This window comes from Rhizobium sp. Leaf453 (assembly GCF_001425605.1).
Taxonomy (GTDB): Bacteria; Pseudomonadota; Alphaproteobacteria; order Rhizobiales; family Rhizobiaceae; genus Pararhizobium.
The window spans coordinates 176,625-198,375 of sequence record NZ_LMRG01000029.1 but is presented as its reverse complement, the minus strand read 5'-3'; the positions used below and the strand labels follow the sequence as shown (position 1 = coordinate 198,375).

Sequence of the window (21,751 nt, the reverse complement as noted above, 5' to 3'; positions counted from 1 at the left end):
TCGCTCCGCGTCAAAGCCTTGCCTTCTCGGTTGAGTTCGGCCAAAACGCGGCCATGATCACGATCAACAATCTCTCCGCGCGCATTGCCGGGCGCCTGCTCATCGACCAGGCGACGGTATCGCTTCCCGCCGGCACCAAGGCCGGCCTCGTCGGCAAGAATGGCGCCGGCAAGTCGACGCTGTTCCGCATCATCACCGGCTTGATGGACAGCGAAAGCGGATCCGTCTCCATCCCTCGCAATTCCCGCATCGGCCAGGTGGCGCAGGAGGCACCCGGCACCGAGGAGCCGCTGATCGAGATCGTGCTGAAGGCAGACAAGGAGCGCGAGGCGCTGCTCCAGGAAGCCGAAACCGCCACCGACCCACACCGGATCGCCGAAATCCAGACTCGTCTGACCGATATCCAGGCCCATTCGGCGGAATCGCGCGCGGCCAGCATTCTCGATGGCCTGGGTTTCGATCACGAGGCACAGAAGCGCCCGGCCTCGTCCTTTTCCGGCGGCTGGCGCATGCGCGTGGCGCTCGCGGCCGTGCTGTTTTCCGAGCCCGACCTGCTGCTGCTCGACGAACCGACCAACTATCTCGACCTCGAAGGCACGCTCTGGCTGGAAGACTATATCCGCCGCTATCCGCACACCGTCATCATCATCAGCCACGACCGCGACCTCTTGAACACGGCGGTCAATTCGATCATCCATCTCGACCAGCAGAAGCTGACCTTCTATCGCGGCTCCTACGACCAGTTCCAGCGCCAGCGCGCCGAGGCGATCGAGTTGCAGCAGAAAGCCAAGATCAAGAACGAGGCCGCGCGCAAACACCTGCAGTCTTTCATCGACCGCTTCAAGGCCAAGGCCACGAAGGCCCGCCAGGCGCAGAGCCGCGTCAAGGCGCTGGAGCGCATGGGCACGGTTGCTGCCGTGATCGAGGACCACGTTCATCCGATCACCTTCCCGGAGCCTGAAAAGCAGCCGGCTTCGCCGATCATCGCCATCCAGGGCGGCGCGGTGGGCTATGCGCCGGGCAAGCCGATCCTGAAGGGTCTCAACCTGCGCATCGACAATGACGATCGCATCGCCCTGCTCGGCTCGAACGGCAACGGCAAGTCGACCTTCGCCAAGTTCATCTCCGGCCGGCTGCAGGCCGAGGCGGGCGATCTCAAGCTGGCACCGAACCTGAAGATCGGCTTTTTCGCACAGCATCAGATCGACGATCTGAGGCCCGCTGAAAGCGCCGTCGAGCACGTGCGCCCTTTGATGCCGGATGCGCCGGAGGCCAAGGTGCGCGCCCGCGTGGCGCAGATGGGTCTCGCGACCGAGAAGATGGACACGCCCGCCAAGGATCTCTCGGGTGGTGAAAAAGCACGCTTGCTGATGGGCCTCGCTGCCTTCGATGCGCCCAACATGCTGATCCTCGACGAGCCGACCAACCACCTCGACATCGACAGCCGCAATGCGCTGATCGAGGCGCTGAACGACTACGAAGGCGCTGTCATCCTGATCTCCCACGATCGCCACTTGATCGAGGCGACGGTGGATAGGCTCTGGCTGGTCAAGGACGGCACCGTCACCAATTATGACGGCGACCTCGAGGATTACCGCAGCATCGTCGTTGCCAGCGCCAAGCCGAAGGCGAACAAGGCGAAAGTTGCCGACGAGACGGTGAACAAGGCCGACCAACGCAAGGCCGCCGCCGAAAAGCGCGCCGCCTTCGCTCCGCTCAAGAAAAAGATCAATGAAATCGAATCCCTGACGGAAAAGCTTCAGAAGCAGATTCGGGTGCTTGATACGGAACTTGAGAGCCAGGAACTCTACGAAAAATTCCCCGCCAAAGCGACAGCCAAGGTCAAGGAGCGCGCCGAGATCTTTGCGAAGCTCACCAAGGCCGAAGAGGAATGGATGGAACTTTCCACCGAATATGAAGAGGCGATGGCGGGATAATCTGCCGTCCTCCGCCAAAAATCGGTTTTACATTTCAAGCCGCTCGCAACCCATGTTGCGGGCGGCTTTTCAATTCTGACACTGCACATCAGGAAACTGCATCGACAACCCTTTCAAATTGCCGACGCAAAACTAGGTTTCAATCTCTCGATGCAGCCCAGTCCTTGAACCAACCGGGAGATCACCCTTGACGTCCTATTCCGTTGCAGATGCCGAGCAGGAATTGCTCCCCATCCTCGACAAGGCACCGAAGGGCGCCGTCAGCGGCGAATGGACCGCATCGACAATGCAGGCCGGCCACTCCTCCCGGACCGGCGGATATCTCGATGCGAACGGAGATCATGTGCGTCAGGATCCGACGGAACCCCTGAACGTGATCGAGGACATCGTCGCCCGGCTGGAAGCCTCCGCAACCTCGAAATTCAACGCCGTCACGATTCGCTGGAAAAAGGCCCGCTTTCCGTGGAAGCGTGGCGACATCAGCATCGAGACGCGCTTCGATGCCAGCACCGTTCCGCGCAGAGCGGATGATCCGATCTACGACACCGTCGCCGCGACCCGCCGGCGTTTCTGGCAATCCCTTGGCGCGGTCGGCGATGCCGCACAGCGCGGGGAACCCAACAGTTACGGCCAGACCAAATGGTTCGGCCCACATCGCCGGGTTCTCTTGGTCCGCCGCGCGGACGATGTCATCCTCGCCACCGACGGTCTCTCGACGCCTTGGGCCAGCATCGCCGATCCGGAAAATGGCGTCGAATGCGAACTCATGCTGGAACTGACGGGCACCGACGCAACCGACGAAGAGCGGATCAGTCTGTGGGCGAACCTGCTGATCAGCATCGGCGATCTCGTCGCTGACGGCTACCGGGTGGCGCGCGATGTGGAAAAACACCGGGCGATCCTCTTCTGCGGGCTGACAGACGACTATCTGCCGGCGACGCGGATGATTCTCAGCGCAACCGGGGAGACCATCCCGGACATGCCGTTCGGCGCCGTCCCGCTGATCCGGGCAACACCGGTCGCCGAAGAAGAAATTCCGGCACAGGAAACAGATGAAGACTGGGATGCATCGACGGCGCGCGCAGCGCTGCAGAAGCGCGGCATAGCGACCTGACAAAAGCGGCCTCCGCCCAATTTCGCGCCATCCACAAGCGATCGCTAAAATTTTAAGAAATCCTTTAACGTGCTGTTCAAATGGACGTTTTAACTTTTCGCCCATGACACACGAAACAGACAACGTATTCCGCTTCCGGCGCGTGAAATGGGGAAACCCAAGGCACTCGATGAATGCCTTGCGTTTGAAAGAGCCCGTCTTCGTGGAAGAATCCGCGTCATCCAGCAGGCTGTTCTGGGGGCTCGTCATCGCCCTGGTGATCAGCGTCTTCGCCAGCATCGTGATCATCGGCAGTCATCACGATCTTCTCCGCTGGATCTGACATTCCTCGCCCTATCCCAGCTCGAATGTCGTGATCCCGTAGATATTGGAAAGCGGCAGGTCAGGTGCTGTGCCGCGATACATGCGTGCCGTCTCGAACACAGGCTTCAGATTATACCGGTCGCACAGCGCCCTTGCCGCCGCGTTCGGTTCGGGAATATCGAGGAAAACCTGCCCGCCCCCGATATTTGCGACCAGTTTGCGGAAGATCAGATCGGCGGCGGTTTCGGTGTCGGCAAACAGCGGGCCGATCTTGTAGCCATCCCGGCAGGCACGGATGGTGCCGTAACCGGCGATCGCGGCATTGCGGATCAGCGCAATGCTCTGGCGTGTCTCCAGCGGCCTCAGCCATTCGCGCAGAAAGTCCTCCCGGCGTGCCGGATTGAACCTTTCATCGTAGTCGACGAGCATCGGGATATGGACAGGGGAAACCGATGTCAGCTCGGTTCCGGGCGGTTCGGCGCACTGGACGACCCCGCCATAGCGGAAGTTCGCATGCGCATAGACGAAACCGGACTTTCGATAATTGTCCTGCTGGGAAACGACGCCATCGAGCCCGATCGTCCGCGACCCGGCATCGGCGACGGCTGCCTGCCAAAGCGTGTGTCCGATGCCCTGCCCGCGAAAATCCGGATGCGCCATATAGAAGCCGAGAAAACCATAAGTGTCCCCGTACCGGACCAGCGACAGGGCCGCTGCGATACGGTCACCTTCTTCCGCGATCCAGTATCCCTCCGGGTCGGCCAGCCAGAACGCCTGTGCATCGTCGAACCCGGGATTCCAGCCTTCACTTGCGGCCCATTCGATCATGATGTCGAGATCGGCGCGGGTGGCTTTTCGAATGATGGGGGGCATGAAGACTCCGGTTTTGAAAATCGAGACTATCCAAATAGCGCGACTTGGCTATTGTCCACCGTCGACCGTGACGATTGTGCACACACCCAATCCGGACACCATCGCAAGCGGCTTGCCCGTCTATCGCTTTCTGCTACAAAGCCCACCATAAAGTCATACAAATCGAGCGAACACCCATGAGCCCCATCAATATCTCGATCGTCGGCGTCGGCAAGATCGTCCGCGACCAGCATCTTCCCTCCATCGCCAAGAATGCGGACTACAAGCTGATCGCCGCCGCCAGCCGCCATGGCGTGGTCGATGGCATCGACAATTTCAAGTCGATCGAGGAAATGCTGGCAGCAGTTCCGGCGATCGATGCCGTTTCGCTCTGCATGCCGCCGCAGTTCCGCTATGCCGCCGCGCGCACGGCGCTGGAAGCCGGAAAGCATGTGTTCCTCGAAAAGCCGCCGGGCGCGACGCTCAGCGAAGTCGCCGATCTGCAGTCGCTGGCCGATTCCAGGGGCCTTTCGCTGTTTGCCAGCTGGCATTCCCGCTATGCGCCGGGCGTCGAAGCCGCAAAGGCATTCCTCGCGTCCGCCAAGATCAACGATGTCAAGGTGATCTGGAAGGAAGACGTGCGTCACTGGCACCCGAACCAGGACTGGATCTGGGCCGCCGGCGGTCTCGGTGTGTTCGATCCCGGCATCAACGCCCTGTCGATCGTCACCCATATCCTGCCGAACCCGGTCTTCATCACCTCGGCAACCCTGGAATTCCCGGAAAACCGCGACGCGCCGATCGCTGCCTCGATCAATTTCACCGATGCCAACAAGCTGCCGGTCTCGGCCGAATTCGACTGGCGCCAGACGGGCCACCAGAGCTGGGATATTGTGGCTGAAACCGAGGCTGGCCTGATGGTTCTGGCCGAAGGCGGCGCCAAGCTGTCGATCGACGGCAAGCTGGTTCATGACGAGCCGGAACAGGAATATCCGGCGCTCTACGCCCGCTTCGCCGAGATCATCAAGGCGAAGACCTCCGACGTCGATCTCGCTCCGCTGCGCCACGTCGCCGACGCCTTCATGCTCGGCCGCCGCAAGTTCGTGGATGCCTTCCACGACTGAGACATATCCGGGAAAGAGCAGAGTGCTTACGCCTGCTCTTTCCCGGGCGCTCTACGCCCGCTTCGCCGAGATCATCAAGGCGAAGACCTCCGACGTCGATCTCGCTCCGCTGCGCCATGTCGCCGACGCCTTCATGCTCGGCCGCCGCAAGTTCGTGGATGCGTTCCACGACTGAGACATATCCGGGAAAGAGCAGAGTGCTTACGCCTGCTTTTTCCCGGGAAGTTCACCGTGACCGCATGCTGGCGTCCGCCTTTCAACGCGAAGCAAAAAACGCATCGACATGCGCCTGCTGATTGTTTCGATTTGATATTCTTCAGATTTACAGTTGCAATATCCTGATGATGGATGTTCTTTTCTCCCCATGGCTTCTGCTTCAAGGGAGATTGGCATGCTTTCGAGAAGGCACTTCCTGGGTTCGATGGCGCTCGGCACGTTTGTATTGCCATCACTCCTGACATCGAAGCGGGCTCTGGCCGTTGATCTCGATCCTGTGGAAGCGCGGGCAGTCGCCAAGGAAGCGACGATCTACGGCTTTCCGCTCGTCGACAATTACCGGGTGCAGTACCTATTTCGCCGACAAGGGCGGGCCGGAATTCAAGGCGGACTGGAACACGCTGGTCAACAATGCCCGCGTCTACACGCCCGACGACAAGGCGATCCAGACGCCGAACTCGGATACGCCCTATTCCTATGTCGGCGCCGATCTGAGAGCCGAGCCGCTGGTCTTCACCGTGCCGAAGGTGGAAAACGGCCGGTACTATTCCCTGCAGTTCATCGATCTCTACACTTTCAACTTCGCCTATGTCGGCAGTCGGGCGACGGGCAACGGCGAAGGCCATTACCTGCTGGCCGGACCGGGCTGGAAGGGCAAGAAGCCTGAGGGTATTACCTCGGTCATAACCTGCGAGACCGAATTCGCCTTCGTCCTCTACCGGACCTAACTGTTCGGGCCGGATGACATCGACAAGGTGAAGGCGGTGCAGGCCGGATATAAGGTCGAGCCATTGTCTGCGTTCTTGAAGATTTCCGCCCCCACTCCAGCACCGACGGTCGAATTTTTCAAGCCGCTGACCGCCGCCGAGGAAAAGACCTCGCCGCGTTTCTTCGAGCAACTGAGCTTCATTCTCCAGTTCTGCCCGACACACCCTTCCGAGACCGATCTGAGGGCGCGCTTCGCCAAACTTGGAATCGGTGACGACAAGAGCTTTGACGCAGCAGCTCTGTCACCCGAATTGCAGCAAGCGGTCAGCGATGGCATCGCCGATGCCTGGGCGGCATTCCAACAGCACAAGAAGGACTTCGTCGATACCGGCAAGGCGTCAAGCGCCGATTCCTTCGGAACCCGCGAGGCTCTGAAGAACAACTATCTGACCCGCATGTCGGGTGCTGTTCTCGGGATCTACGGCAATTCCAAGGACGAGGCGCTGTATCCGGCCTATTTATTGATGCAGCCGGACAACCGTTGAGTGGCGGGAATCGCTATACGCTTCGTTTTGCCCCCGGCGAACTGCCGCCCGTCAACGCCTTCTGGTCGCTGACACTCTATGAGCTGCCATCGAGCCTGCTGTCGGCCAATGCCCTCAACCGCTACCTGATCAACTCCGCCATGCTGCCGAACCTGATCAAGGACAGTGATGGCGGCATAACACTGCATATCCAGCATGAAACGCCGGGGCCGACAAGGAGGCCAACTGGCTGCCGGCCCCACCCGGACCATTCTTCATGGCCATGCGGCTTTACTGGCCGAAAGCGGACGCGCTGGACGGCCGATGGAAAGCGCCGGCTCTCAATCATTCCAGCTGAACAGGATTGAAATCATGACGAAAACGAGCCTGAAGTCCGCCTGCGTTCTCTCATTGGCCGTCATGACGGCCTGCCCCGCACTGGCTGCTGAAAAGGTCACGGTCGACAATTTCATCCGCGCGGAAAGCGATCTCTATTTCGGCAACATGGTGAAGGACGGCGCGCTGGGCACATTCATCCATCGCCGCGAGCCGGCGGATATCGACAAGCAGACCGTCATCCGCCTCAATCGTGATACGTTGTATTCATCGGCCGTCGTCGATCTTGATGCAGGGCCGGTGACGGTGACCATGCCGGATGCGGGAGATCGTTTCCTGTCCCTGATGGTCATCAACGAGGATCATTACATCGCCAACGTCTCCTATGGCGGCGGAACTTACACCGTCACCAAGGAACAGGTGGAGACGCGATACGCGGTCATCGGCATTCGCACCTTCGTCAATCCTGTCGATCCAGCCGATGTCAAAAAGGTGCACGCTCTGCAGGATGCGATGCGGATCGAGCAGGCCAGCAAAGGTGAATTTTCGATACCGGAATGGGATCAGGCGAGCCAGAAAACCGTCCGTGACGCCTTGCTCGTGCTTGCCGCCACCATGCCGAATTTCAACAAGGCCTTTGGCTCCAAACAGGAGGTCGATCCGGTGCGGCATTTGGTCGGCAGCGCCGCCGGATGGGGCGGCAATCCTGACAAGGACGCAACCTATCTCAACGTGACGCCGGAAAAGAACGACGCAAAAACGATCTACAAGCTCACAGTCAAGGATGTGCCCGTTGATGGCTTCTGGTCGATCAGCCTCTATGACGCGAAGGGCTATTACGAGAAGAACGCTTACGACGCCTATTCGCTGAACGACATTACCGCAAAAAAGAATGACGACGGTTCGACCACCATCCAGTTTGGCGGCTGCGACGGCAAAATCGCCAATTGCCTTCCGACGCCGGCCGGCTGGAACTACACTGTCAGGCTCTATCGCCCACGGGCAGAAATTCTTGATGGGTCGTGGACGTTTCCAGAGCCGAAGCCAGTGCAGTAAATTCTGGTCTTGCTACCCCGGCTGCCTCCCTTGAGGTCAAGCGTCCTGCGGCATGCCGGGAACGAACGCCAACGACACCGAACCTGCGCGTATTGAGCCGTTCAATCCAAAGATCGGTATCAACTCTATCTCGACATCACCATCCTTGGGATCGCGAGAATAGTTGGCGCGGCGATCCTCGCGCTGCGGCAGCGCGCGAATGATCAGATCACCGATGACGTTTTGCGGACTGAAGTTTTCGAGCTGGAGATCGAGAATATCGTTGATCTGAAGAGTAACGACCGCGTGCTTGGCAGGTCCGAAATCGTCCAAGCCCCAAATGTGAATCGAAATGGTGCTGGTCGAAAGGCGATTGAGGACGACCTGTGTAATTTCCCCATCGTGAAACATCGGGATGTGCCCAAAGTGGGCAATCAGTGCAGCGCCTCCGGGAATGGCCCGCCAATCCTCTTCATTCATGCGCTTCATTGCGGTCAAGCTTTCTTCACCCAGCGGCCATCCTGGTTCTGCTGCCAGTAGGTCAGCGTGTGCCCCTCGCCCTTCAGCACCTTCCAGTGCGTGCGCGCCGCTTCCAGCTGGGTCTGGTCGTAGCCGTCGAACATGAAGACCACGCGTTCGTAGCTTGCGACCGGCGGCGGCACCGCACCATCGACGAGAAAGCGCACCGTCGCGTTGTTGCCGTTGCTTTCGCCCGCAGTCAGCAGGATCGGCTGGTCTTCGGCGAAATCCATCGCGTCAGTGCCGTGCGGCAGGAAACTGTCTTCGCGATAGGTCCACAGGTGATTGTCGAGCATGTCGCGGCGCTCGTCATCCGCCGTCTGGACGACGACCTTCCAGCCGCGTTCGACACTCTTGTCGAGTAGCGGCGGCAGGGCATCCTCCAGCTTGGATTCGGTCAGGTGATAGAACAGGATTTCCGTCACAGGCCGCTTCAATCCTCGTAATTGGCGCGGACGAGTTCGTCCAGCAAACGAACACCAAAGCCGGAGGCCCAAGACTGGTTGATTTCGTCTGTCGGCGAGCCCATCGCTGTGCCGGCAATATCGAGATGCGCCCAAGGCGTGTCCTTGACGAATCGCTTCAGAAACTGCGCCGCCGTGATCGATCCGGCATAGCGGCCGCCGGTGTTCTTCATGTCGGCGAACTTGCTGTCGATCATCTTGTCATATTCCTTGCCGAGCGGCAGGCGCCACAAACGCTCCTGCGTCGTCAACCCGGCCACGGTCAGATCAGCGGCCAGACGGTCGTCATTGGAGAACAGCCCGGCATGATGGCTGCCGAGCGCCACCATGACGGCACCGGTCAGCGTCGCCAGATTGATCATGAACTGCGGTTTGAACCGGTCGTTGCAGTACCAGAGCGCGTCGCACAGAACGAGACGGCCTTCGGCGTCGGTGTTGATGATCTCGATGGTTTGTCCGGACATCGACGTGACGATATCGCCGGGGCGCTGGGCATTGCCGTCGGGCATGTTTTCCACAAGCCCGATGATGCCAACGACATTCGCCTTTGCCTTGCGGCTTGCCAGGACGTGCATCAGGCCGGTGACAGCGGCGGCACCGCCCATGTCACCCTTCATGTCTTCCATACCGGCGCCGGGCTTGATCGAGATTCCCCCCGAATCGAATACGACGCCCTTGCCGATGAACGCCACCGGGCGATCCTTCGCCTTGCCGCCCTTCCACTGCATGACCGCAAGACGCGGCGGACGAACCGAACCTTGCGCTACGCCAAGCAACGCGCCCATGCCGAGCTTCTTCATTTCCTTCTCGGTCAGGATTTCGACTTCCACACCAAGCTTTTCCAGTTCCTTGGCCTTGGCCGCGAACTCGACCGGGCCGAGAACATTGGCAGGCTCGTTGACCAGGTTGCGGGCGATGAACACGCCCTCTGCGATCGCCTGAGAATCCGCGGCGGCCTTTTTCGCGTCCGCGGATGCCCCGGTGACGATCGTCACCTTGATCGGCTTCGGCGGCCCTTTCTGGTCGTCATCATCCTTCTTCGTCGTCTTGTACGTGTCGAAGCTGTAGGCATTCATTTCCATGCCCAGCGCAAAATCGGCGGCCGCCTTGCCGGAGACATCGACGCCGGGAGCATCGAGAAACACGGTGACTTTCTCGGCACCGCGGATTTTCGAAGCGGTCGCGCCGCCTGCCTTCAGCCAGTCGTGCGCAGACATGGCCGCACCGTCGCCAAGCCCGAGAACGAGGATGCGGTCGGCCTCCGAGCCGTATGGCGCAACGATATCCAGCACACCGAGAGACTTCCCCTTGAACTTGGCGATCCGAGCCGCCTTGGCGATAACGCCCTCCGGATCGGCTTCTGCCGCACCGGCCGCCTCTTTTCCGTCAAGAGTCTTGAGCAGGATCGCCAGACCGCCGGACAGGCGTGCTGATTTGCTGAAACCGATTTCGAACTTCAATGACATCAAGAGACTCCAGAATGGCTTCGGCGAAGCGCCGATATGTTACATGGCGGTTACAGTGGCAAACATTCGCCATCCCCCGCAAGCCCGGAAACAGGTCTGCGCACCCTTGTTGGTTTTGATGGCCTTGGCAAGACGCAGCCACATGTTTACATGCTGTTAATTATCATTCTTTGCCGAGCTTTAGTCCTGCCCTTTTACAATTTGGTTATCGTGAAAAACTTGCAAACCGGTTCATACAGCGCGATAGGAACACGCCGTCCGACGGGATGCATGCGGATCGTTGTGGGCTGGGCACCGGACAGGAAGTCGAGCCAGGACCAGGCATGAAACTCATCGAGCGCTATATTTTGAGGCGGGCATCGGGGGCATTCCTCGCCACGCTTCTGCCGCTGATGGCCATCGTCTGGACGACGCAGGCTCTCTCGAGCGTCAATCTGGTCACGGATAGCGGCCAGTCGATTTTCGCCTTTCTGAAGCTCGCAACCCTCATCCTGCCGTCGATCATTCCGCTCATTCTCCCCTTCGCGCTGGTGATCGGCGTTGCGCAGACACTGACTGCGATGAATTCCGATTCGGAACTGACGGTTCTGAACGCTGCCGGCGCATCGCGCATGACGATCATCCGCCCGGTCCTCTATATCGGCATCGCGCTCAGCATCACGTCCTTTGCCGTCGACAATTTCGTCGAGCCCTATTCCCGCATGGCGGTGCGCAAGATGATCGCGACCGCGCATGCCGATCTGTTGTCCTCGGTCGTGCAGGAAAACACGTTCCGCAAGGTCGCGGACGGGCTCTATGTGCAGGTCGCATCGCGTCGGAATGGTGGCGTACTGCATGGAATCTTCGTGGCCGATTCGCGGGATCCGGCTTACGAACTCGTCTATTATGCCCGTGAAGGCGCCGTGGACGAGAATGGCACGGCATTGGTGATGAAGGACGGCGAAGTCCATCGCAAGCTGCCGGACGGCAATGTCTCGATCATCAAGTTCGACAGCTACGCCTTCGACCTGACGGATATGACCAAGGCTGCCGGCGAGGCCACGATCCGCGCAAAGGACCGTGATCTGCCCTTCCTGTTCAATCCGGATCCGAAAGACCCCGTATACGAGCGCAATCCGATGTCGTTCGAGGCGGAACTGCACCGCAGGCTGACCGAATGGGTTTACCCGCTGCTGTTCGCGCTGATCGCACTTGTCGTCAGCAGCGATGCGCGCTCGCACCGCGAGGCGCGCATGCATCCGATGATCACGGCGCTTTTGACCTGTCTCTTCATCCGTTGGACGACGTTTTACGCCGCCAACAGCGCCGAGGAATCGCGCGTCTTCATTCCGATCATGTACCTGATCCCGGTTTTGACCGGATATCTCTCCATCCGCCAGTTGATGGGCAACAAGCGGTTGGAAATTCCGCTCACCTGGGAACAGAAGGTCAACGAAATCCTCGTTCGCCTGCGCCTGACCAAGCCGGCCTCCGCCTCAGACGGAAACCCGGCCCCATGATGTTCACGACACTCGGACGCTATTTCTTCAGGCGCTACGCGATCACCACCTTCTGGTTCCTCGCGGGCATCTTCTCGCTGATTTTCATCATCGACTTCAGCGAATTGTCCAACCGGATGTCGCAATTGCCGCACTATTCGATCACCGGGGCGCTGCTGATGACGACGTTCCGCATTCCGACGATCCTGCAGCAGACCGTACCGTTCGTCGCGCTGTTTTCCGGAATGGCCTCGTTGATCTCCCTGAACCGTCGTTACGAATTGGTCGTGACACGGGCTGCTGGCATTTCCGTCTGGCAGTTCCTGCAGCCCTTCGTTATAGGTGCCTTCCTCTTCGGGCTCCTTGCCGTTGCCGCACTCAACCCGATCGCCGCGTGGGGCACCAAACAGGCCGAAGCCCTGGAAGCGTCCTGGGGAAGCTCTTCGTCCGCCAAGTCGGCGATTTCCATTCCCTGGCTTCGCCAGATCTATGGGGATGACGACACGATCATCGGCGCGCGGTCCGTTCAGGATGAGGGTAAGACACTGGTCAATGTGACCGTGATCCATTTCGATCCACTCGGCACGATCGTTTCGAGACAGGATGCCGCGACGGCAAAACTCGAAGATGGTTACTGGCTGCTTAATGGTGTTACGGAAACACGCAACGGTCAGTTGCCCAAGCGCCTCGAAACGGCACGGCTGCCCACGCATCTCAAGCCTGAATTCGTTCAGGAAACGCTATCAAAGGCTGATTCCATTCAGTTTTTCGATTTGCGACGGAAGATTGAAGTAGCGAAATCCTTCGGCTTCCCGACCAACGGAATGGAAACCCAATTCCACTCCATGCTTTCGCTTCCACTGCTTCTGGTCGCAATGACCCTGATCGCTGCAAGCGTGTCTTTGAAATTTAGCCGGTTTAACCAATCGAGACCGGTAATTCTCGGTGGAATCCTGTCGGGCTTCGTGCTTTATGTCGTCACCGTGCTTGTAAAAGCATTCGGGAGCAGCGGCATTGTGCCTCCGTTCGTTGCAGCCTGGTTGCCAGTTGTTGTAGCGATGGCGCTGGGCTCGACGATTCTATTGCATGAGGAGGATGGCTAGTGGCGGCAGGCAACCGCAAACATATCAGGCTGCTGACGGCCATTCTGCTTTCAGGCGTTGCGTTCCAGGCGTTTACTCCGCTCACGTCCGCGTGGGCGCAGGATACCAGTATCGATTCGTTCAATCCCTCGCTTCCCGAAGATGCCAAGATGCTTCTGTCGGCAAACGAGCTCGTCTATAATAAGGACGCTGAGCGCGTGATCGTGCGCGGCGCCGTCCAGATCAATTACGGCGGCTACCAGATGGTCGCCAAGCAGGTCGAATACAGCCAGAAGACCGGGCGCATCATTGCGACTGGTGACATCGAGCTGATCGAACCGGGTGGAAACCGCGTCTACGCCGACCAGATGGACGTGACCGACAATTTTGCCGATGGTTTCATCGAAACCATGCGCCTCGAAACGACGGACCTGACCAAGCTCGCCGCCGTCACCGCCGAGCGTCGCAACGGCGAAGAAATGATTCTCAATCAGGCTGTCTATACAGCCTGCACGCCCTGCGCGACCAATCCGGACCATCGCTCGCTGTGGCACGTCAAAGCGCAGCGCATCGTCCAGAACGGCCGAACCCACACCGTTCGTATGGAAAACGCCAGGTTCGAGCTCTTCGGCAAGCCGATCCTCTACCTGCCCGTTCTCGAAGTTCCGGACCAGACAGTGAAGCGCAAGAGCGGTTTCCTGTTTCCGAAGTTCAAATATGCGCAGAAGCTTGGCGCCGGTGTCAGCATCCCCTACTACTGGGCTATTTCGCCCTACATGGATGCAACCGTCACCGCGACGGGTTTGACACGTCAGGGCTTCCTGCTTGAGGGCGAGTTCCGCCAGCGTTTTGAAAATGGCGAACACATCCTGAGCATGGCCGGCATCAGCCAGATGAATCGCGACGGCTTCACCAGCGGCACGGTGGACGCCGAGGAAACCGTTCGCGGCATGATCGCGTCGCGCGCCAAGTTCGAGATCAACCCGCGCTGGACGTTCGGCTGGGATGTTCTCGTGCAGAGCGACAACAACTTTGCCAAGACCTACGAACTGTCGACCTTCGATGGCACGACGCTGACCAACCAGGCTTACCTGACTGGTCTTGGCAAGCGGAATTACTTCGATGCCCGCGCCTTCTATTTCGATATTCAGGACGCCGATCCCGGCAGCCTTGCTGAAAACAAGCAGCCGGTCGCACAGGTCCTCGACTATTCCTATACGCATCCGGATCCGGTTCTGGGCGGCGAATTGACTGCGAATATCAATTTGACCAACGTCAAGCGCAATCGCGAGGACGAGTTCCGTATCAGCGTACCAGGCCCCGACGTTTTCCGTTACCGCGGACTGGAAGGCACATATCATCGCCTGAGCGCCGACATCGAATGGAAGCGCAACTTCATCGTTCCGGGCGGCCTGTCCCTGACGCCGATCTTTGCCGCGCGCGGCGATGCGATTGGCACCTCGATGAACGACCCGGCCAACTATACAGGCAGCTATTATGATGATGACGGTGCCACCCGGTCTATGCTGACGGCCGGCATCGATGCCCGCTATCCGATCCTGCTGACGACGCAATACAGCAGCCATATCCTTGAGCCGATCGCCCAGGTCTTCACCCGGCCAGACGAAGAATATGCGGGTGCCTTGCCAAACGAAGACGCGCAGAGCTTCGTGTTTGACGCAACCAACCTGTTCGATCGCGACAAATTCTCCGGATACGACCGCATTGAAGGAGGCACGCGTGCCAATCTCGGCTTCCGCTACACCGGAGCGCTGGGCAACGGTTATGCACTGCGGGCCATTGCTGGCCAGTCCTTCCATCTCGGCGGCCTGAATTCCTTCGCCACGGACGACCTGGTCAAGGCGGGCGCAAATTCGGGACTTGAGACGGACAGTTCGGACTATGTGGCGATGGTCGGCATCGATGCCCCATCCGGTCTGACAGCAAGCCTCAGCGGTCGCCTCGACGAGAGCAATTTCGATCTGCGCCGTGCGGATGCGACGGTCGGTTACCAGGGGATTTTCTGGCAGACGGCGGTCACCTACACCAGCATTCAGGCACAACCGCTCTACGGGTCCACCAGCGATCAGGATGAAATCCAGACGGCGGCCGCCTACAAGTTCGCAGATTACTGGTCCGTGTTCGGCTCCGTTACCTACGACCTGAACAGCAATATCATCACCCGCAACGGTGTCGGCCTCACCTATGACGACCGGGACACGATCTTCTCGCTCGTCTACAAGGAAGAACGCGACACCGATCAGTCGGTCGCCAACGACTGGTCGATCGGTGCGCGCATCAGCTTCCGAACGCTGGGCGATATCAACGTCGGTGATACTGAATTTGATGGACTGAACTGATCCGGTCCGTTTGAAACCCGTTGCGAGCTGAAACGTAGCGCCTGATCGTCGCAATGCGCTTCCTTGTGATGATCGGCGGGTCTTGTCATTGTTCGGCCGCATGTATTATGCATCCTGCACTGAAATGTGCAGGATGACTGCGCTTGGCAAAGATCATGGCCTGCGAACCCTCTGCGTTCGAGGAGAATGAAAAGGATAGGGAATGGGCGGGAAACTCTCGATCACGCGTGCTGTTGCGGCAATGGTCCTTGCCTGTGGCATTGCATTGTCTTCGGCGCCGGCCGTGCTGGCAGCCAGCAAGGTCGTCGCGGTCGTCAATGGCACGGCCATCACATCCGGCGACGTGGCCAAGAGAACCGCCTTCATGCGCCTGCAGCGGCAAGGCGGTGGTGCCGGTGTGGCCCGCGAACAGTTGATCGACGAAGCTCTGAAGCGGGACGAAATCCTGAGGGTCGGCGCGTCCGTCAGCACGACGGATGTGGATGCAGCAGTCGGACGTTTTGCCAGCGGCAACAAGATGACGGTCGCCCAGCTTTCACAGGTTCTCGACCGTGCTGGCGTCGGTCTCGATCACTTCAAGGCCTATGTTGCGATCGCCATGAGCTGGCCGCGCCTCGTCAACGGTCGATATGGCAGCGGCGGCGGCGGCGGCCGCCTCTCGAACGAGGAGCTTGTCCGCCGGATGCAGGAGAACGGCGGCACCAAGCCAGTGACGACAGAATATTTCCTGCAGCAGGTGATCTTCGTGGTGCCGGCGTCTAAGCGCAACGCCATCATTGGCAAGCGTCAGGCGGAAGCCAATGCATCGCGCTCGAAATATCCGGGCTGTGAACAGGCCAAGGTTTTCGCCGCGACGATGCGCGATGTCTCGATCCGCAATCTCGGCCGTGTCATGGCACAGGAACTTCCGACCGATTGGAAACCGCTGATCGAAAAGGCCGGTGACGGCAACACGACCGGAACGCGCGTGACCGAACGCGGTGTCGAATATCTCGCGATCTGCAAGAAGCGCGAAGTGAATGACGACGTCGCCGCTGAAATCGTCTTCCGGGCCGAGGATATCGGCAAGAAGCAGGAAGGCGAAGATCCGAACAGCAAGCGCTATATGGAAGAACTGCGCAAGCGGGCGCAGATCGTCGAAAAGTAGCCTTCTTCCATGAACCCGACACGCGACAGGCCGCTCGCCCTGACCATGGGTGATCCCGCCGGCATTGGCCTCGACATCACCCTTGCAGCGTGGGTCGACAGGCGGGACTTGCAGGTCCCGCCCTTCATTTTCCTCGGTGATCCCAGCGCACTCTCGGAGCGTGCCCGGCTGTTGGGGCTTGATGTACCTGTTCGCGAAACCGACTGTGATCACGCCGTCTCGACATTTGACGACGCTCTGCCTGTCCTGCCAGTCACCTGCGCAGCCAATGTTTCCACCGGTATCCCGAACTCGGCCAACGCCGGCGCGATCACGGGCGCCATCGAAATGGCTGTCCAGTTGACGATGGCGGGCGAGACGTCCGCCGTTGTCACCAATCCGATCGCTAAGTCCGTCCTCTACGATGCCGGCTTCCAGTTTCCCGGCCATACCGAATTTCTCGCTGATATTGGCGAACGGGCGACCGGCAAGCCGCTGCTGCCTGTCATGATGTTGGCCGGGCCGAAGCTGATGGCAGTGCCGGTTACGATCCATATTCCGCTCAAGTACGTTCCCGACCAACTGACCGGCGACCTGATCTACCGAACCTGCGCGATCACCGTCGCCGACCTCAAGGCCCGGTTCGGCCTGCCGTCACCGCGTGTCGCGGTTGCGGGCCTCAATCCGCATGCCGGTGAAGGTGGTGCGCTTGGTCATGAAGATGATGCGATCATCAAGCCGGTCATCGACCGTTTGAAGGCGGAGGGCGTCGATATTGCCGGCCCCCTGCCCGCCGACACCATGTTCCACGACCGCGCCCGCGCGACCTACGATGTGGCCATTTGCATGTATCACGACCAGGCCCTGATCCCCGCCAAGGCGCTCGGCTTCGACGACAGCGTCAACGTCACGCTCGGCCTGCCCTTCATCCGCACCTCGCCGGACCATGGTACGGCCTTCAGCCTGGCCGGCAAGGGCATTGCCCGCGCCGACAGCTTGCTGGCAGCGCTCCGCATGGCGCGGCAACTTGCCGACAATGCAGCGGAAGGTAAACGCTGATGGCGGCGATCGACGGACTGCCGCCGCTGCGCGATGTCATTTCCAGGCATGGCCTCGACGCGAAGAAAGCGCTTGGCCAGAACTTTCTGCTGGACCTGAACCTCACCCAGAAAATCGCCCGCACCGCCGGGCCACTTGAGGGTGTGACGGTGATCGAGGTCGGTCCCGGTCCGGGCGGTCTCACCCGGGCCATTCTTTCCCTCGGCGCCAAGAAGGTCGTCGCCGTCGAGCGTGATTCCCGCTGCCTGCCGGCATTGGCGGAAATCGGTGATTTCTATCCCGGCCGTCTCGAGGTGATCGAGGGCGACGCGCTGAAGACCCCATTCGAGGATCTCGGCATCGAAGGCCCGGTGAAGATCATCGCCAACCTGCCCTACAATGTCGGCACGCAATTGCTGGTCAACTGGCTCCTGCCGAAGGCGTGGCCACCCTTCTACCAGTCGCTGACGCTGATGTTCCAGCGTGAGGTAGGACTTCGGATCGTGGCGCGCGAAGACGACAATCACTACGGTCGCCTGGGCGTTCTCTGCGGCTGGCGCACCGACGCCCGCATGGCCTTCGACGTACCGCCACAGGCCTTCTCGCCGCCACCGAAGGTGACGTCGTCCGTGGTGCATCTGGAGCCGATCGCAAACCCGATCCCCTGCTCCGCCGAAAACCTGGAAAAAGTGACAATGGCCGCCTTCGGCCAGCGCCGCAAGATGCTGCGCCAGAGTGTCAAATCGATCGGCGGCGAAGCCCTGCTCGCCAAGGCCGACATCGATCCTCAGCGTCGCGCGGAAACGCTCTCCGTGGAAGAATTCTGCCGTTTGGCCAACTGCTTGTAACGGTGACGTATCGCTTGAAGACAACGCCTCGAGCGATACCGATCATTAGAGCTTCGGCGTCTCGGTCAGCAGGCCGTTGACGAATTCGAACAGACCGGGACGACGGTCACGGCGCAGGCGCTCGGCCTCCACGATCGCCTTGACGGAGGCGAAGGCGCTGTCGAGGTCTTCGTTGACGACGATGTAGTCGTATTCCAGCCAGTGCTCGATTTCCGAACGCGAATTGGCCAGACGCGTGGCGATCACCTCTTCGGTGTCCTCGGCGCGGCGATGCAGGCGCGATTGTAGTTCGGCCATGGTCGGCGGCAGGATGAAGATCGACACGACATCGCCGCCCATCTTCTCCTGCAACTGCTGGGCGCCCTGCCAGTCGATATCGAACAGCATGTCCTGACCTTCGGACATTGCCGCCTCGACAGCGTCACGCGGCGTTCCGTAGAAATTCCCGTGAACCTCGGCCCATTCGAGCAGCGCATCCGTCTGGCGCAGGCCCTCGAATTCGCGGATCGACTTGAAGAAGTAGTGACGCCCCTCGATCTCGCTCGGGCGACGCTTGCGCGTCGTCACGCTGACGGAAATACTCATATGCGGGTCGGATTCCAGCAGATTGCGGGCGATCGTCGACTTGCCTGCGCCGGATGGCGAGGAGATCACCAGCATCAGGCCGCGGCGCTGGATGGCTTTGGTAGAGGTTTTGCTGGCGGGGCTCATGGTCACTCCAGATTTTGGACCTGTTCACGGAACTGATCGATGACGACCTTCAACTCGATGCCGGCGGCTGTTACCGACGCGGCATTGGACTTCGAACAGATCGTATTCGATTCGCGGTTAAATTCCTGGGAAAGGAAATCGAGTTTGCGACCGACGGGACCGCCCTTGCGCAGAAGGTCGCGGGCCGCGGTCACGTGCGTGCGCAGGCGATCGAGTTCCTCACGGATATCGGCCTTTGCGGCCAGCAGCGCAACCTCGCCGTACAGGCGATCCTGATCGATACTTGTGGCGGCTCCTTCGAGAATGATAGCGACCTGGCCGGCCAGGCGAACGCTGATCGACTGGACACTGCGCGAGGGATCCGCCTCGATCTGGCGCGTCAGCATCTCGATGGTTTCGATCTGCTCCAGGAGAACCTTGCGCAGAGCCTCGCCCTCGGCCTGGCGCATGGTCGTCATGTCCGCGAGCGCCAGATGCAGGCCGGACAGGAGATCGGCGTCCCGCGCGGCACGCTCGCCTTCCTGCTCTTCCGGTTCACGGAAATCGACGATGCCGCGGATCGACAGCAGTGTATCGAGGCGCAGCGGCGCCGGATCGATGACGTCGCGCAACTGCTCGCGCAGCGACAGGACAGCCGCCAGAGCGCCTTGGTTGACGACGGTCTCGACGCCCGCTTCGCTCGTGCTGACACTGAGATTGACCTGCATATTGCCGCGCGAAAAACTCTCGGCGATCAGCCTGCGCACATCCGTCTCCAGATGCTCGGTGCCCGTCGGCAGGCGCAGGCGCAGGTCAAGCCCCTTGCCGTTGACCGAACGCAGTTCCCACGCCCAACGATAACGCCCGGACGTTCCCTCGCGACGGGCAAATCCTGTCATGGATTGCAACGGCATCGTGTCTCCTCGGGTCTCGCGGGCGGGCGTCGCTGACGCTGGTCACCTGCCGAACTTTGAATTGGTGCTGGAATGTGTACGGCTCCGGCACACTCGACCGCAAGGGTCAAGCGTAGCGGAGCCGTATCATCCACAAGCAGAAAGGCTTTTTATTCCTGAGCCGGAGCCGCTTCGTCCGTCTTGGCGGCTGCTGCGGCCTTTTCGGCTTCCAGCTTGCGCCAACGCCGGACGTTGGTGTTGTGCTCGTCGAGTGTCGTTGCGAACACATGGCCACCCGTTCCGTCAGCAACGAAATAGAGATCGGAGGTCCGTGACGGATTGGCGACCGCCTCCAGCGCCGCGCGGCCCGGATTGGCAATTGGCGTCGGCGGCAGGCCCTTGATGAGATAGGTGTTGTACGGCGTCTGCTTGTCGAGGTCCGATTTCAGGATCGGCCGGTCAGCAGGCTTCCCGTCGCCACCGAAAATCCCGTAGATGATCGTCGGATCCGACTGCAGGCGCATGCCCTTTTCAAGCCGGTTGATAAACACGGAAGCGACACGCGAGCGTTCGTCGGCAATACCCGTTTCCTTCTCGACGATCGATGCGAGCGTGACGAATTCTTCGCGGTTGGCGATCGGCAGGTCCGGATCGCGCTTGTCCCAGATCTGGTCGACCAGTGCCTTCTGCGCCTGCGTCATCTGCGCGACGATTTCCGCCCGCTTCGTCCCGCGGGAAAACTTGTAGGTGTCGGGGCGCAGCGTCCCTTCCGCCGGCAGGGTGGACGGCAAGTCTCCCTCCAGAACCGGGTCGACGCTCAGCTTGGTGAACATCTGCTTGACGGTCAGCCCTTCGGGAAGAGAAACGGAATAGAGAATGGACTTACCGGATTTCAGGAGTTGCATGATCTCCTGCATCGAAGAGCCGGCCTTGATCTCGTATTCACCGGCCTTCAGCGTATCATTGTCATCCAGGTAGGCTTCCGACATGAAGCGGAATACGCGTCCGTCCGAGACGATATTGTTGCGCTCGAGGCTGCTGGCGATTTCCTGGATACCGGCGCCGTTGCGCACAATGAAATTCGTGTTGGCCGCCAGCGGACCTTTGTCTTCATAGGCGGTCATCGCGTAATAGACCGTGCCAGCAGCGGCAATCGTCAGGCAGACAATGACGGTCATCACGAAATTCAGGAAAATGACGACCTGACTCTTCGCCTTGCGGGAACGCTTGGGCGGTTGCGGCACTTTTTCTGGGCGAAGGGCTTCGCTCGCCGATTTCGGAATGATCGGGCCACTGGCCTCATTGCGGCCGAATGGCGCTGCGCTGTTGTCGTTTACGTCGTTCACGATCGTCCTGATCCTGGAGTCCGCATCATGCACGTCTCGATCCCTGATGCGAACTCCAGAAGAGAAACAGGAAAGAGAATCATTTCATAGCGACGATAGCAATCTTGCCCTGCCGGCCTTGTGTCAGCGTGAACGGAAATCGGCCCCACCGAATCCGTTTTCAAGGTCGCAATCGTCCTTCCAGCACGTTTGAACCGAGCAATGCGGCAAAAACTGGATAGCTGCCGCAAATAGTCATACGCCGGGCGCAACAGAATGCGGGCGAACCGCCAGTTTGGCGGCCCCGCATCGC

18 protein-coding genes and 1 pseudogene are annotated in these 21,751 nt (G+C 59.9%); 12 read left to right on the top strand and 7 right to left on the bottom strand.

The window, feature by feature from the left end; all coding sequences use genetic code 11:
• Positions 1-53 precede the first annotated feature (53 nt).
• Both ASG68_RS27270 and ASG68_RS27265 read left to right on the top strand, forming a co-directional pair.
• Complete coding sequence (locus tag ASG68_RS27270) at positions 54-1,937, top strand: ABC-F family ATP-binding cassette domain-containing protein (protein WP_062576262.1); 1,884 nt, start codon at positions 54-56, stop codon at positions 1,935-1,937.
• A gap of 187 nt (positions 1,938-2,124) precedes the next feature.
• Positions 2,125-3,051, top strand: coding sequence for a hypothetical protein (locus ASG68_RS27265; protein ID WP_062602679.1), 927 nt, complete (start codon positions 2,125-2,127; stop codon positions 3,049-3,051).
• Positions 3,052-3,384: 333 nt separating this feature from the next.
• Here the strand turns inward: ASG68_RS27265 and ASG68_RS27260 are convergent, their stop codons facing one another.
• The gene (locus tag ASG68_RS27260) at positions 3,385-4,227 is read right to left on the bottom strand and encodes a GNAT family N-acetyltransferase (RefSeq protein ID WP_062576260.1); all 843 of its coding nucleotides are present in this window, start codon (positions 4,225-4,227) and stop codon (positions 3,385-3,387) included.
• A 176-nt stretch (positions 4,228-4,403) separates the two neighbouring features.
• On the opposite strand from ASG68_RS27260, the gene ASG68_RS27255 reads away from it, so the two are divergent.
• The 4 genes and pseudogenes from ASG68_RS27255 to ASG68_RS27245 all read left to right on the top strand — a co-directional run bounded on the left by ASG68_RS27255 (position 4,404) and on the right by ASG68_RS27245 (position 8,170).
• Entirely contained in the window at positions 4,404-5,330 is a 927-nt protein-coding gene (locus ASG68_RS27255) for a Gfo/Idh/MocA family protein (protein ID WP_062576259.1), read from the top strand.
• 22 nt (positions 5,331-5,352) lie between these two features.
• Complete coding sequence (locus ASG68_RS31670; protein ID WP_413814052.1) at positions 5,353-5,505, top strand: hypothetical protein; 153 nt, start codon at positions 5,353-5,355, stop codon at positions 5,503-5,505.
• Between the two features lie 246 nt (positions 5,506-5,751).
• A pseudogene (locus ASG68_RS27250) lies at positions 5,752-7,136 on the top strand (DUF1254 domain-containing protein).
• Between the two features lie 14 nt (positions 7,137-7,150).
• Positions 7,151-8,170, top strand: a complete 1,020-nt coding sequence (locus ASG68_RS27245) for a DUF1254 domain-containing protein (protein ID WP_062576649.1) — start codon at positions 7,151-7,153, stop codon at positions 8,168-8,170.
• 36 nt (positions 8,171-8,206) lie between these two features.
• Here the strand turns inward: ASG68_RS27245 and ASG68_RS27240 are convergent, their stop codons facing one another.
• The 3 genes from ASG68_RS27240 to ASG68_RS27230 are packed head-to-tail and all read right to left on the bottom strand — an operon-like array spanning position 8,207 to position 10,598.
• Positions 8,207-8,647 carry an Imm50 family immunity protein gene (locus ASG68_RS27240; RefSeq protein WP_156384922.1) on the bottom strand — a complete coding sequence of 147 codons (441 nt, stop codon included), beginning with the start codon at positions 8,645-8,647 and terminating at the stop codon, positions 8,207-8,209.
• Complete coding sequence (locus ASG68_RS27235) at positions 8,644-9,093, bottom strand: DNA polymerase III subunit chi (RefSeq protein WP_062576257.1); 450 nt, start codon at positions 9,091-9,093, stop codon at positions 8,644-8,646. The genes ASG68_RS27240 and ASG68_RS27235 overlap by 4 nt, the downstream gene beginning before the upstream one ends.
• An 8-nt stretch (positions 9,094-9,101) precedes the next feature.
• Positions 9,102-10,598, bottom strand: a complete 1,497-nt coding sequence (locus tag ASG68_RS27230) for a leucyl aminopeptidase (RefSeq protein ID WP_062576256.1) — start codon at positions 10,596-10,598, stop codon at positions 9,102-9,104.
• A 323-nt stretch (positions 10,599-10,921) separates the two neighbouring features.
• Between ASG68_RS27230 and lptF the strand changes: the two genes are divergently transcribed.
• The 6 genes from lptF (at position 10,922) to rsmA (ending at position 18,530) form a co-directional block, all read left to right on the top strand.
• Positions 10,922-12,097 (top strand): LPS export ABC transporter permease LptF, encoded by a 1,176-nt coding sequence (lptF, locus tag ASG68_RS27225; RefSeq protein WP_062576255.1) that lies wholly within the window; start codon positions 10,922-10,924, stop codon positions 12,095-12,097.
• The gene (lptG, locus tag ASG68_RS27220) at positions 12,094-13,179 is read left to right on the top strand and encodes an LPS export ABC transporter permease LptG (RefSeq protein WP_062576254.1); all 1,086 of its coding nucleotides are present in this window, start codon (positions 12,094-12,096) and stop codon (positions 13,177-13,179) included. Before lptF ends, lptG begins: the two co-directional genes overlap by 4 nt.
• On the top strand, positions 13,179-15,518 hold the full coding sequence (locus ASG68_RS27215; protein ID WP_062576253.1) for an LPS-assembly protein LptD: 2,340 nt from the start codon (positions 13,179-13,181) through the stop codon (positions 15,516-15,518). Before lptG ends, ASG68_RS27215 begins: the two co-directional genes overlap by 1 nt.
• 241 nt (positions 15,519-15,759) lie before the next feature.
• Positions 15,760-16,665, top strand: a complete 906-nt coding sequence (locus ASG68_RS27210; RefSeq protein ID WP_413814051.1) for a peptidylprolyl isomerase — start codon at positions 15,760-15,762, stop codon at positions 16,663-16,665.
• Positions 16,666-16,674: 9 nt separating this feature from the next.
• Complete coding sequence (pdxA, locus tag ASG68_RS27205) at positions 16,675-17,703, top strand: 4-hydroxythreonine-4-phosphate dehydrogenase PdxA (RefSeq protein WP_062576251.1); 1,029 nt, start codon at positions 16,675-16,677, stop codon at positions 17,701-17,703.
• Entirely contained in the window at positions 17,703-18,530 is an 828-nt protein-coding gene (rsmA, locus tag ASG68_RS27200) for a 16S rRNA (adenine(1518)-N(6)/adenine(1519)-N(6))-dimethyltransferase RsmA (RefSeq protein WP_062576250.1), read from the top strand. The genes pdxA and rsmA overlap by 1 nt, the downstream gene beginning before the upstream one ends.
• Positions 18,531-18,575: 45 nt before the next feature.
• On the opposite strand, the gene gmk is transcribed toward rsmA, so the two are convergent.
• The 3 genes from gmk to mltG form a co-directional block, all read right to left on the bottom strand.
• Complete coding sequence (gene gmk, locus ASG68_RS27195) at positions 18,576-19,241, bottom strand: guanylate kinase (protein ID WP_062576249.1); 666 nt, start codon at positions 19,239-19,241, stop codon at positions 18,576-18,578.
• A gap of 2 nt (positions 19,242-19,243) precedes the next feature.
• A complete protein-coding gene (locus ASG68_RS27190) occupies positions 19,244-20,134 on the bottom strand; it encodes a YicC/YloC family endoribonuclease (RefSeq protein ID WP_062576248.1) in 891 nt (296 codons plus the stop codon).
• 149 nt (positions 20,135-20,283) lie between these two features.
• A complete protein-coding gene (gene mltG, locus ASG68_RS27185) occupies positions 20,284-21,459 on the bottom strand; it encodes an endolytic transglycosylase MltG (RefSeq protein ID WP_062576647.1) in 1,176 nt (391 codons plus the stop codon).
• Positions 21,460-21,751: the final 292 nt, after the last annotated feature.